The 12,104-nt window shown below is 72.1% G+C and carries 10 protein-coding genes; 8 read left to right on the plus strand and 2 right to left on the minus strand.

The window, feature by feature from the left end; all coding sequences use genetic code 11:
- Nucleotides 1-16 precede the first annotated feature (16 nt).
- The 6 genes from mfd (at nucleotide 17) to OG875_RS19035 (ending at nucleotide 8,880) form a co-directional block, all read left to right on the plus strand.
- The gene (gene mfd, locus OG875_RS19010; protein ID WP_330175422.1) at nucleotides 17-3,568 is read left to right on the plus strand and encodes a transcription-repair coupling factor; all 3,552 of its coding nucleotides are present in this window, start codon (nucleotides 17-19) and stop codon (nucleotides 3,566-3,568) included.
- A 65-nt stretch (nucleotides 3,569-3,633) separates the two neighbouring features.
- Nucleotides 3,634-4,392, plus strand: coding sequence for an HNH endonuclease family protein (locus OG875_RS19015; protein ID WP_330177804.1), 759 nt, complete (start codon nucleotides 3,634-3,636; stop codon nucleotides 4,390-4,392).
- Between the two features lie 297 nt (nucleotides 4,393-4,689).
- Nucleotides 4,690-5,370, plus strand: coding sequence for a hypothetical protein (locus OG875_RS19020; RefSeq protein ID WP_330175423.1), 681 nt, complete (start codon nucleotides 4,690-4,692; stop codon nucleotides 5,368-5,370).
- Nucleotides 5,367-6,935, plus strand: coding sequence for a serine/threonine-protein kinase (locus OG875_RS19025; protein WP_330175424.1), 1,569 nt, complete (start codon nucleotides 5,367-5,369; stop codon nucleotides 6,933-6,935). The genes OG875_RS19020 and OG875_RS19025 overlap by 4 nt, the downstream gene beginning before the upstream one ends.
- 202 nt (nucleotides 6,936-7,137) lie before the next feature.
- Nucleotides 7,138-7,797: a SurA N-terminal domain-containing protein gene (locus OG875_RS19030; protein WP_330175425.1), complete on the plus strand. Its 660-nt coding sequence runs from the start codon at nucleotides 7,138-7,140 to the stop codon at nucleotides 7,795-7,797.
- A gap of 48 nt (nucleotides 7,798-7,845) precedes the next feature.
- Nucleotides 7,846-8,880: a nucleoside triphosphate pyrophosphohydrolase gene (locus OG875_RS19035; protein ID WP_330175426.1), complete on the plus strand. Its 1,035-nt coding sequence runs from the start codon at nucleotides 7,846-7,848 to the stop codon at nucleotides 8,878-8,880.
- A gap of 19 nt (nucleotides 8,881-8,899) precedes the next feature.
- Here OG875_RS19035 and OG875_RS19040 read toward each other — a convergent pair whose 3' ends face one another.
- On the minus strand, nucleotides 8,900-9,382 hold the full coding sequence (locus OG875_RS19040; protein WP_330175427.1) for a hypothetical protein: 483 nt from the start codon (nucleotides 9,380-9,382) through the stop codon (nucleotides 8,900-8,902).
- 56 nt (nucleotides 9,383-9,438) lie between these two features.
- Here OG875_RS19040 and OG875_RS19045 point away from each other — a divergent pair, with 56 nt between their 5' ends.
- A complete protein-coding gene (locus OG875_RS19045; RefSeq protein WP_330175428.1) occupies nucleotides 9,439-9,660 on the plus strand; it encodes a DUF397 domain-containing protein in 222 nt (73 codons plus the stop codon).
- Nucleotides 9,661-9,697: 37 nt separating this feature from the next.
- Here OG875_RS19045 and OG875_RS19050 read toward each other — a convergent pair whose 3' ends face one another.
- On the minus strand, nucleotides 9,698-10,351 hold the full coding sequence (locus tag OG875_RS19050) for a hypothetical protein (protein ID WP_330175429.1): 654 nt from the start codon (nucleotides 10,349-10,351) through the stop codon (nucleotides 9,698-9,700).
- A 373-nt stretch (nucleotides 10,352-10,724) separates the two neighbouring features.
- Here OG875_RS19050 and OG875_RS19055 point away from each other — a divergent pair, with 373 nt between their 5' ends.
- A complete protein-coding gene (locus OG875_RS19055) occupies nucleotides 10,725-11,984 on the plus strand; it encodes a cytochrome P450 family protein (protein WP_330175430.1) in 1,260 nt (419 codons plus the stop codon).
- Nucleotides 11,985-12,104 lie beyond the last annotated feature (120 nt).

The raw sequence follows: 12,104 nt of genomic DNA on the forward strand, positions 1-12,104 counted from the left end.
GGACGGAAGCCCCTTCATGAGCCTGCACGGTCTGCTCGACGCCGTTGTACGAGACCCGGCGCTCGCCGAAGCGGTCGGTGCCGCCGCCGACGGGCACCGGTCGCACGTCGATCTGGTCGGGCCGCCCGCCGCCCGGCCCTTCGTCGTCGCCGCGCTCGCGCGGGACGCCGGGCGCCCCGTACTCGCCGTCACCGCGACCGGCCGGGAGGCCGAGGACCTGGCCGCCGCGCTGCGGTCGCTGCTGCCCGCCGACTCCGTCGTGGAGTTCCCGTCCTGGGAGACGCTGCCGCACGAGCGCCTGTCGCCGCGCAGCGACACCGTGGGCCGCAGGCTCGCCGTGCTGCGCCGTCTCGCGCACCCCAGCGCCGACGACCCCGGCGCCGGCCCGGTCAGTGTGGTTGTCGCGCCCATCCGTTCCGTGCTCCAGCCGCAGGTCAAGGGCCTGGGCGACCTGGAGCCCGTGTCGCTGCGCGGCGGCGGCACCGCCGATCTCGACGAGGTGACGCAGGCGCTGGCAGCCGCCGCGTACTCCCGCGTCGAACTGGTCGAGAAGCGCGGCGAGTTCGCCGTACGCGGCGGCATCCTCGACGTCTTCCCGCCCACCGAGGAGCACCCGCTGCGGGTGGAGTTCTGGGGCGACGACATCGAGGAGATCCGCTACTTCAAGATCGCCGACCAGCGGTCCCTCGAAGTCGCCGAGCACGGACTGTGGGCCCCGCCCTGCCGTGAGCTGCTGCTGACCCCGCAGGTACGGGAGCGGGCCGCCGCCCTCGCCGAGGTGCACCCGGAGCTGGCCGACATGCTCGGCAAGATCTCCGAGGGCATCGCCGTCGAAGGCATGGAGGCGCTGGCCCCAGTCCTCGTCGACGACATGGAGCTGGTCCTCGACGTCCTGCCCAAGGGTTCGATGGCCCTGGTCTGCGACCCCGAGCGGGTCCGTACCCGCGCCGCCGATCTGGTCGCCACCAGCCAGGAGTTCCTCCAGGCGTCGTGGGCCGCCGGGGCCGGCGGCGGCGAGGCGCCCATCGACGTGGGCGCGGCCTCCCTGTGGGGCATCGCCGACGTCCGTGACCGGGCCCGTGAGCTGGGCATGATGTGGTGGTCGGTGGCCCCGTTCGCCGCCGACGAGGAACTGTCCGCCGACACCCTCAAGCTGGGCATGCGCGCCCCCGAGACGTACCGGGGCGACACCGCACGCGCCCTCGCCGACACCAAGGGCTGGCTCGCCGACGGCTGGCGTACCGTCTACGTCACGGAGGGTCACGGCACCGCGTCCCGTACCGTCGAGGTGCTGGGCGGCGAGGGCATCCCCGCCCGCCTCGACACCCCCGAGGCCCACGACGGCAGGGGCCTCGGCGAGATCACCCCGTCCGTCGTGCACGTCGCCCGCGGCTCCATCGACCACGGCTTCGTCGACCCGGGCCTGGCGCTCGCCGTCCTCACCGAGACCGACCTGTCCGGCCAGAAGGCCGCGGGCAAGGACGGCGTGCGGATGCCGACCAAGCGCCGCAAGACGATCGACCCGCTCACCCTGGAGTCGGGCGACTACATCGTCCACGAGCAGCACGGCGTCGGCCGCTACGTCGAGATGGTGCAGCGCACCGTGCAGGACGCGACCCGCGAGTATCTGCTCGTCGAGTACGCGCCCGCCAAGCGCGGCCAGCCCGGCGACCGCCTGTACATCCCGACCGACCAGCTCGAACAGGTCACCAAGTACGTCGGCGGCGAGGCCCCCACCCTGCACCGCCTCGGCGGCGCGGACTGGACCAAGACCAAGCAGCGCGCCAAGAAGGCCGTCAAGGAGATCGCCGCCGACCTCATCAAGTTGTACTCGGCGCGGATGGCGGCCCCGGGCCACGCGTTCGGCGCGGACACCCCCTGGCAGCGCGAGCTGGAGGACGCGTTCCCGTACGTGGAGACCCCCGACCAGCTCTCCACGATCGCCGAGGTCAAGGAGGACATGGAGAAGACGGTCCCGATGGACCGCCTGGTCTGCGGCGACGTCGGTTACGGCAAGACGGAGATCGCGGTGCGGGCCGCCTTCAAGGCCGTCCAGGACGGCAAGCAGGTCGCCGTCCTCGTCCCCACGACCCTGCTGGTGCAGCAGCACTTCGGCACGTTCTCCGAGCGGTACGCGCAGTTCCCCGTGGTCGTCCGCGCCCTGTCCCGCTTCCAGAGCGACGCGGAGGCCAAGGCCACCCTCGAAGGGCTGCGGGAGGGCTCGGTCGACATCGTCATCGGTACGCACCGCCTCTTCTCCTCCGAGACGAAGTTCAAGGACCTCGGCCTGGTCATCGTGGACGAGGAGCAGCGCTTCGGTGTCGAGCACAAGGAGCAGCTGAAGAAGCTCCGCGCCAACGTCGACGTGCTGACCATGTCCGCCACCCCGATCCCGCGCACCCTGGAGATGGCGGTCACCGGCATCCGCGAGATGTCGACCATCACCACCCCGCCCGAGGAGCGGCACCCGGTGCTGACCTTCGTCGGCCCGTACGAGGAGAAGCAGATCGGCGCCGCGATCCGCCGTGAACTGCTGCGCGAGGGGCAGGTCTTCTACATCCACAACCGGGTCGAGTCCATCGACCGCGCCACCGCCCGGCTGCGCCAGATCGTGCCGGAGGCGCGTATCGCGACCGCGCACGGCCAGATGTCCGAACAGGCCCTGGAGCAGGTCGTGGTGGACTTCTGGGAGAAGAAGTTCGACGTGCTCGTCTCCACCACGATCGTGGAGTCCGGCATCGACATCGCCAACGCCAACACCCTCGTGGTGGAGCGCGGCGACAACTTCGGCCTGTCCCAGCTCCACCAGTTGCGCGGCCGGGTCGGGCGCGGCCGGGAGCGCGGCTACGCGTACTTCCTGTACCCGCCGGAGAAGCCGCTGACCGAGACCGCCCACGAGCGCCTCGCGACGATCGCCCAGCACACCGAGATGGGCGCCGGCATGTACGTCGCGATGAAGGACCTGGAGATCCGGGGCGCGGGCAATCTGCTCGGCGGCGAACAGTCCGGGCACATCGCGGGCGTCGGCTTCGACCTGTACGTCCGCATGGTGGGCGAGGCCGTCGCGGACTACCGCGCGGCCGTCGACGGCTCGGTGCAGGAGGAGCCGCCGCTGGAGGTCAAGATCGAGCTGCCGGTCGACGCGCACGTCCCGCACGACTACGCGCCCGGCGAGCGGCTGCGCCTCCAGGCGTACCGGGCGATCGCCTCCGCCAACTCGGAGGCCGACATCACCGCCGTACGCGAGGAGTTGACGGACCGTTACGGGAAGCTCCCGGAGCCGGTCGAGAATCTGCTGCTGGTGGCCGGGCTGCGGATGCTGGCGCGGGCCTGCGGGGTCGGCGAGATCGTCCTCCAGGGGTCCAACATCCGCTTCGCGCCGGTGGAGTTGAGGGAGTCGCAGGAGCTGCGGCTGAAGCGTCTGCACCCGCGTACGGTGATCAAGCCGACGGCCCATCAGATCCTGGTGCCGCGCCCGACGTCCGGGAAGATCGGCGGCAAGCCGGTGGTGGGACGTGAATTGCTGGCATGGACGGGAGAGTTCCTGACGACGATCCTGGGGTCGTGACCGTTCACAAAGGTACGACTCCGCGTCCCGCCCGTCCCGCCCGTGCCGTTCGTCGCGCGCACCTGCTGCTCGTCGTCGCCCTCGCCGCCTCCCCGTTGGCGGGGTGCGACGCGATCGGCACCGTCCAGCCCGGCGCCTCCGACGGCACGGGCGCGGGCAACGGCGCGGCGGACGGGGGCGGTTCGGCCGGGCAGGGGACCAGCCCGCTCAAGAACCGCGACGGCACCGCCCCCGGCCTCGCGCCCCTCACCGGGGACGCGGACCTGGCGGCGGCCCGGAAGCTGATCGCCGCGCTGGAGGTGAAGGGGCGCGGCCCGAGGACGGGGTACGACCGCGACGCGTTCGGCTACGCGTGGAAGGACTCGGTGGACGGCGTCCCGTTCGCCCGCAACGGCTGCGACACCCGTAACGATCTGCTCGAACGGGACGGCCAGGACGTCGCGTTCAAGTCCGGCTCCGACTGCGTGGTCGTCTCGATGACGCTGCACGACCCGTACACCGGCAAGGACATCGCCTGGAAGAAGCAGCGGGCGACGGCCGTGCAGATAGACCACATGGTGCCGCTCTCCTACGGCTGGCAGATGGGCGCCGCCCGCTGGAACGAGGACAAGCGGGAGCGGTTGGCCAACGACCCGCTCAATCTCCTCCCGGTCGACGGCCCCACCAACAGCGGCAAGGGCGACTCCGGCCCGGCGTCCTGGCTGCCGCCCAGCAAGCCGGTCCGCTGCGCGTACGTGGTGCGCTTCGCGCAGGTCGCGGCGAAGTACGAACTGCCGGTGACCGCCGCCGACAAGCGCGTCATGACCGCCCAGTGCGGCGGCTGAGCACCGGCGGGGCGGCCCGCGCGGACACCGGGAGCAACCCCGGGGCGCGGGCCCCGTGCACGGCGGGCCCCACGAGGCTACGGTGTCCATGTCGGACCCCATGTGCGGGTGCGCCGCCGGGACTGAGCGAGGGGGACAGGTCCGGCGGCCGGGGGAATCCACAGGACGGGGTTCGGCGGGCGGTGCCGGTGTATACCCTCGATACGCTTTCGCAGTCGTCCCCCCTGGCCTGTCAGGAGCAGCATGCACGGCCCCGGAATAGCGCAACGTCCGCCGAGTGGCACACCCTCGCCCGGCATGCTCGCCTTCCTTCGCGTGATCTTCGTCGGGTTGCCGTTCTTCACCTGCGGTTTCCTCGCCTGGGCGGCGACCCTGCGGGTGGCGATCCTGACCCGGACCGCCCTCAACTGGACGCTGTTCGTGGTCAACGTCGTCCTGAACATCGTCTGGATCATCTTCCTGTCCCAGGACGACACCAGCGACTACAGCAGTCCCCAGGGCAACATCGGGATGTTCGGCATGCTGTCGACCGGCGCCGCCGCCATCGCCTACTACCTGTACGCGGACTTCAAGCACTACCGGGTCGCCGCCTCCGCCGCGCCGTACCCGGGTTACTACCCGCCGCCCCCGATGCAGGGGTACCAGCCGCCCGCCAACCACGGTTACGGATACGGCGGTCCCACCCGGCCGATGACCACTCCTCCGCCGCCGCACGCGCAGTCCGGCCCGCCCACCCCGGTCCCGGCCCAGCCCGGCCACCCGGCGCCGCCCGCCCACACGCCCCCGCCCCGTATCGACCAGATGCGCGCCGAGCTGGACGAGTTGAGCGACCTCCTGCGCCGCGACAGCCGCGACGGCCGTGACCCTCGTGACGGCCACGGCACCCCCGGCTCCCCGGCGGGCCCCGACGCCCGTGGCGGTGGCCGGGACAGCCACGACGGCTGGGACTCCGGCTCCGGCGGGGGCGACAAGCGGTGAACGCCCGCGTCGTCGCGGACCGTTACGAGATGGCCGGCCTCATCGGCCAGGGCGGCATGGGCCAGGTCTGGACGGCGTACGACCAGCGCCTCGGCCGCCGCGTCGCCGTGAAACTGCTGCGCCCCGACAAGGTGGCCGCCGAAGCCGGCGCCGAGGACATGCGCCGCCGCTTCGTCCGCGAGTGCCGGGTCACCGCGCAGGTCAACCACCCCGGTCTGGTCACCGTCCACGACGCGGGCAGCGACGGCGACGACCTGTACCTGATCATGCAGTACGTCGAAGGCACCGACCTCGCCGCCCACTTCACCTCCCACGCGCCCTACCCGTGGCAGTGGGCCGCCTCCGTCGCCGCCCAGCTGTGCGCCGTCCTCGCCGCCGTGCACGCGGTGCCGATCGTGCACCGCGACCTCAAGCCGCGCAACGTGATGGTCCAGCCCGACGGCTCCGTCCTCGTCCTCGACCTCGGCGTCGCCTCCGTCATGGACACCGACACCACCCGTCTCACCCACACCGGATCGGTCATCGGCAGCCCCGCCTACATGGCGCCCGAGCAGGTCATGGGCGGCGCCGTCGGCCCGTACACCGACCTCTACGCCCTCGGCGTGCTCCTGCACGAACTCCTCAGCGGCAGCGTCCCGTTCCCCGGCGCGACCGCCCTCGGCGTCCTGCACCGGCATCTGTACGAGGCACCCATGCCGGTCCGCCGCATCCGCCCCGAGATCCCCGAGACGCTGGAGGCGCTCGTCCTGCGCCTGCTCGCCAAGGACCCGCAGCACCGGCCCGCCGGCGCCCAGGAGGTCTACGAGGCGCTCGCCCCGCTGCTGCCCACCCGCGGCGTGGTCGGCGCCCCGCACCCCGGCGGCGCGGGCAAGGCCCTCGACCCCACCCGCCCGTTCCTGCGCCCGCACGCGCCCTGGCCGGACCGGGCCACCGCGCCGCCGTCCATGCCCCTGCCGCCGAAGCCCGACCACGTCCCCGCCCGGCGCCCCGACGTCGCCGCCGCCGTGGACGAGGCCAAGCGGCTCCTCGGCGAGGGCAGCATCACCCAGGCGGTCGACATCCTCGGTGGCATCCTCCCCGCGGCGGCGGCCGAGCACGGCCCGCGCTCACCGGTCGTCCGCATCCTGCGCAAGCTGTACGCGACGACCCTGATGGACGACGGCCAGTACCGCCGCGCCCTGCCCGAACTGCGCCGCCTCGCCGACGACCGCGCGGCCGAGGCGGGCCCCGGCGACCCGGGGACACTCCAGTTCCGCCAGGACGCGGCGCAGTGCCTCGAACAGCTCGGCGAGGCGAGCGCCGCGCTCGACGAGTACCGCGCGGTGCTGCCCCACTACGAGGCCGTCGGACAGCCCGGCGCCGACCAGTCCCGCGCCTTCGACGTCCGGCACCGCATCGGGCACCTGCTGCTCGCGGTCGGTGACCACACGGGAGCGCACCAGCAGTTGCAGTACCTGCTGTACGACGCGGAGCGGGCGTACGGCCCGTACCACCCGCTGCCCGCCGAACTGCGCCGGGGGCTCGACCACCGGCAGCAGTTCCGGGGCGGCACCCGACGGAACTAGGTCCTGTTCCGGCGGACCCGGGCCCTGTCGACCCGGGCCTTGTCCCGCCCGACCCGGGCCCTGTCCCGGCGGCCCCGGACCCTGTCCCGGCGGCCCCGGCCGGCGAAGATTTCGCAAAAGAGCAGGCCGACTGGATCGGACCAGCCGCCACTGCCTACCATCGATCCACGCACGGTCGTTGTCACGATCCAGGAGGCACCCTTTGTACCGCCGCCGGCGCACAGCGCTCACCCTCTCAGCCGCGCTCCTCGCCGCGGCCCCGCTCCTGACCGCCTGCGGCAACGACGCCCACCCCGGCGCCGCGGCCGTCGTCGGGGGCGACCGTATCGAGGTGTCCGCGCTCCAGGCCCAGGTCCGGGACGTACGCGACGCGCAGGGCAAGTCCCCGCAGGCGGCCGAACTGATCAAGAACACCGGCCGGCTCGGGCAGATCAAGCTCAACAGCATGATCTTCGACCGCATCCTCGACAAGGCCGCGGCCGACGCCGGGGTGACGGCGACCCGCAAGGAGATCCAGACCACCCGGCAGTCGGCGGCCCAGCAGTCCGGCGGCGAGGACCAGCTGGCGGCGATGCTGCTCCAGCAGGGCGCGCTCACCCCGGACCAGATCGACACCGCGGTCCGCCGCGAGGTCCTGATGACGAAGCTCGCCCAGGCGCTGGGCGCGAACACCACCACACCCGAGGGCCAGCAGCGGGTCCTGGACGCTCTCGTCAAGACCTCCGAGAAGCTGGGCATCGACGTCAACCCGCGCTACGGCGCGTGGGACGTCAAGCAGGTGCGGCTCGGCGAGGCGAAGACCCCCTGGCTCAGCCAGGTCACCAAGGAGGCCGCGCCGGAGCAGGTCGCGACGGGCACCTGACCGCCCCGGCCGGCGGGACGGCCGACGGCCGGGGGTAGGTTGCTGCGGGTGACTGAAGAATCCGCCGCGGACCCCGGCCGTATCGTCCTGCTGACCGTCAGCCACCGGGTCGCCCCCGGTGTACTGTCCTGGCCCGCCTGGCAGACGCTGCACACGGCCGGCCAGGTCCTGTGCGCGGACGCCGCGCATCCCCAGCTGCCGTATCTGCGCGAGGCCGGTGTCACCGTCCAGCACACCGCGCCCGCCGCACGGGAACTGGTCGACGCCTGCGCGGGCGGCCGTACGGTCGTGGTCCTGCTCACGGGGGACGGCGACGGCGGCCACGACCAGGCACTCACCGACGGCCTCGCCCGCCTCGCGGGCTCCGGCCGCGTCGACATGCCCGACCTGGAACTCCTCCCCGGCTCGTACGACCTCCCGGGCGCCCGCCTCCTCGACCTCGTCCAGGTCATGGACCGCATCCGCGCGGAATGCCCCTGGTCCTCCACCCGTACGCACGAGGGCCTCGCCAAGTACGCCATCGAGGAGGCGTACGAACTGGTCGAGGCGATCGAGGGCGGCGACCGCGACGAACTGCGCGAGGAACTGGGCGACGTCCTGCTCCAGGTGGTCTTCCACGCCCGCATCGCCGAGGAGGGCGGCCCCGAGGAGGACGATGAGCCGTTCTCGATCGACGACGTCGCGGCCACGATCGTGGACAAGCTGATCCACCGCCACCCCCATGTCTTCGGCGACGAGACGGCCGAGACCCCGGAGGACGTGCACGCGCACTGGCTGCGCACGAAGGCGGCGGAAAAACATCGCGAATCGATCACGGACGGCGTCCCCCTGGGCCAGCCGGCCCTGGCCCTGGCCGCGAAGCTCGTCTCCCGCGCCACGGCCGCCGCCCTCGACATCCCCCTCCCGGCCGGCGACGACATCGGCCCCGCGCTCCTCGCCCTGGCGGCCCGCGCGGAGGCATCGGGCATCGACCCGGAATCGGCGCTGCGGGAGACGTCCCGCGTCTACCGTGACGCGATCCGGGCGGCGGAACGGGACGGGGAACCGGATCGGGGCCCGGAGCGGGGCGGCTCGGAGGGGTAGCCGCCGACGCGTTCCCTCCTCAGACCGGGAGCCGCCAACTCGGCCCGTCCGGGGCGCCGAGCCAGACGGTTTGCGTCGCGGTCGTGACGGTCATCCCGAAGGCGGTCTGGTCGGGTGCTCCCGCCGCCCGCCAGCTCAGGAGGGCTGTCTCCACCTGGTCCCACAGCCGCAACGGGCCGCTCTGGTGTACGGACCAGCCGTCCGGCTCGGACTCCGTCCACGCCTGGGACCCCGTCGCCACGTCGACAAGGACGACGTCCCCGTCCGAGGCCCGGAACTCGGCCGAAGGCGCGGCGAGTTGCGCCACGAAGTGGCCGGTCCGGTCGTCAAGGAGACCCGGATCGACACGGCTCGTGCGGACTTCACCCGGAAGCCGGTGGAACGTTGGCCGGGGCGGGCGTTCGTGGGGCCGGGCGAGCATGTACGAGACACGGTCACCCAGAGATCGGCCGGTGGTGCCGCCCGCCTCGTCGACGGTGAGCCGGGTAATGCGGTTGGGCATGGCGAGGTAAGCGCCGTGACAGCGCATCGCGCAGAGCATGTGATGGGGTAGAGAACATGTCCACCTACGACTGGCAGAAGTCCTCCTACAGCGGCAACTGCGGCAACTGCGTTTACATAGCCGCTGCCGACGACGGCTCCATCAAGCTCCACGAGAGCGACGACCCCGACGTCGTCGTGACCACCACCCCCGAGAAGCTCCGCGCCTTCATCCTCGGCGTCAAAGCGGGCGAGTTCGACCACTTCGCCCACCCGGACACCGACACTCCCGCGCCGTAACGATGCGGCCGCCTCGGCCCGCCGAGACGAGACCGCGTCAGCCCGCCGCCCCGTCCAGCAGGCGGCTGTAGCGCAGTCGCAGCGCGCGCTCCGTGCTGGCCGTCAGCGTGGCCGCCACGGTCGTGATGTTGAGCCACAGCGGCAGGCGGACGGGTGAGGTGAAGGTCCCCACGCGCTCGGCGACCGGGGGTATCGCGCTGAGCGGTTCGATGATCTGCGGGATGAGCAGAACCAGGGCGGCGACGAGCACGGTAGCCGAGAAAGAACCGATCCAGCGGCTCAGCGTGGGGTGTGCGTGGGCGAGGCGGGCGCGGTGGCCCTCGGCGGAGGCGGGGTCGGGGACGAGTTGGTGTTCGGTGCCTTCGGCGGTGACGTAGTGGCAGCGCTTGAGTCCGAAGGCGCTCATCCTCACCTCGATGGTGCCGCCCCGGACGGGGAACACGGCGGGGAGTCCGGAGTGGGCATGGTGCCTGCCGTCGAGATACAGATCGGCCTTGAACTCGCCCGTCCCGTTGTCGCCCCCACGCCTGGCATCGACGGTGTAGACCGTCCGCCGGCCGTCGCCGCCCGTCAGCCGGAGATGGAACAGCACGCGGCTGAGCGACTGCCACCAGCGGAAGCGCCTCAGCGCTCGCCCGTCCCCGGGTTTGACCCGCCGCACGGCCCGACGGTGCCGCCATTCCTTCAACATGCCGCCGCTCCTCCTTACTTGTTCGGCTCCGCCGCGCGGGCGATGCCACCCGCCGGGCGTCGGCCGGTGACCGGGAACGCCGTCACCGTGTCGTTCGCGCACGTGTTGCGGTCCCACGGACAGACACCGTGGCGCCCTGGCCGACGACGGCCGGGCCGGGCGCGAGCCGGTGAGATCCAGTGTTCGTGCGGTGCCGACGAGGGGGCGGTGACAGACGTCATCACTTCACGTGTCGGAATTCCGGACCGGCGCCCCGTCCACGGCGTACCCTCACGGCCCCGTTCCCGCTGATCGCGCTGCCGGGTCCGGATCGGCTCCGGACGCGCGGCATCCGAGGGGCGCCGGTCGACCGCCCGGGTTTACTGTCGTGGCCATGCACGACCCCGTACCCACCCCACCGCCCCCCGCTCCCGAACTCTTCACCTGGGAGTTCGCCACCGACCCCTACCCCGCCTACGCCTGGCTCCGCGAGCACGAGCCCGTGCGGCGGACGCGGTTGCCCAGTGGGGTCGAGGCGTGGCTCGTCACGCGGTACGCGGATGCCCGGCGGGCGCTCGCCGATCCGCGGTTGTCGAAGAATCCCGCGCACCACGCCGCGCAGGCGCACGCCAAGGGGAAGACCGGGATTCCGGGGGAGCGGGGCGCCGAGTTGATGACGCATCTGCTAAACATCGATCCGCCCGACCACACCCGGCTCCGCCGGCTGGTGTCGCAGGCGTTCACGCCCCGGCGGGTGGCCGAATTCGCGCCGCGTGTGCAGGAGTTGACGGACGGGCTCATCGACGCCTTCGCGGCCGGCGGAGAAGCCGACCTGATCCACGACTTCGCCTTCCCGCTCCCCATCTACGCCATCTGCGATCTGCTCGGCGTCCCGCGCGAGGACCAGGACGACTTCCGCGACTGGGCCGGGATGATGATCCGGCACGGTGGCGGGCCGAGGGGCGGGGTCGCGCGGTCCGTGAAGAAGATGCGGGCGTATCTCGCCGAGCTGATCCACCGCAAGCGGGACGACCTCGGCGACGACCTGATCTCCGGGCTGATCCGGGCGAGCGACGACGGCGAGCACCTCACCGAGAACGAGGCCGCCGCGATGGCCTTCATCCTTCTCTTCGCCGGTTTTGAGACAACTGTGAATCTGATAGGGAACGGGGTCTATGCCCTGCTCCGCAACCCCGAGCAGCGCACGCGGCTCCAGTCCTCCCTCCGCGCCGGCGAGTCGGAGCTTCTCGCGACCGGGATCGAGGAACTCCTGCGCTACGACGGCCCGGTGGAACTCGCCACCTGGCGGTACGCCACCGAACCCGTCCAACTCGGCGGGCAGAGCGTCGCGGTGGGCGATCCCGTCCTCGTCGTACTCGCCGCCGCGAACCGTGACCCGGAGCGGTTCGCCGAGCCGGACCGGCTCGATCTCGCGCGGAGTGACAACAAACACCTCGGTTACGGCCACGGCATCCACTACTGCCTCGGCGCCCCGCTCGCCCGGCTGGAGGGACAGACCGCTCTCCGAACGCTGCTGACCCGTCTGCCGGACCTGCGGCCGGCGGTCGATCCGTCCGAACTGCGCTGGCGCGGCGGGCTCATCATGCGCGGACTGCGCACGCTTCCGGTGCAGTTCACAGCGGTGAGTGACTGACCGAACGTCAGTACTGTGACTTTCACGTGATCTCCGCTGTATCGACTTGTGACAGACGTTCGAGGGGCGCTACCTTCACGACCGGCTCGGCTGTCACCTGCCGGGCCACGCTCCAGAAGT

This window comes from Streptomyces sp. NBC_01498 (genome assembly GCF_036327775.1).
Taxonomy (GTDB): domain Bacteria; phylum Actinomycetota; class Actinomycetes; order Streptomycetales; family Streptomycetaceae; genus Streptomyces.

Excerpts from the sequence above, each read along its gene's own strand:
- mfd (WP_330175422.1), top strand. The coding sequence starts at position 17 with ATGAGCCTGCACGGTCTGCTCGACGCCGTTGTACGAGACCCGGCGCTC.
- OG875_RS19020 (WP_330175423.1), top strand. The coding sequence starts at position 4,690 with ATGCTCGCCTTCCTTCGCGTGATCTTCGTCGGGTTGCCGTTCTTCACC.
- OG875_RS19040 (WP_330175427.1), bottom strand. The coding sequence starts at position 9,382 with ATGCCCAACCGCATTACCCGGCTCACCGTCGACGAGGCGGGCGGCACC.
- OG875_RS19045 (WP_330175428.1), top strand. The coding sequence starts at position 9,439 with ATGTCCACCTACGACTGGCAGAAGTCCTCCTACAGCGGCAACTGCGGC.
- OG875_RS19050 (WP_330175429.1), bottom strand. The coding sequence starts at position 10,351 with ATGTTGAAGGAATGGCGGCACCGTCGGGCCGTGCGGCGGGTCAAACCC.
- OG875_RS19055 (WP_330175430.1), top strand. The coding sequence starts at position 10,725 with ATGCACGACCCCGTACCCACCCCACCGCCCCCCGCTCCCGAACTCTTC.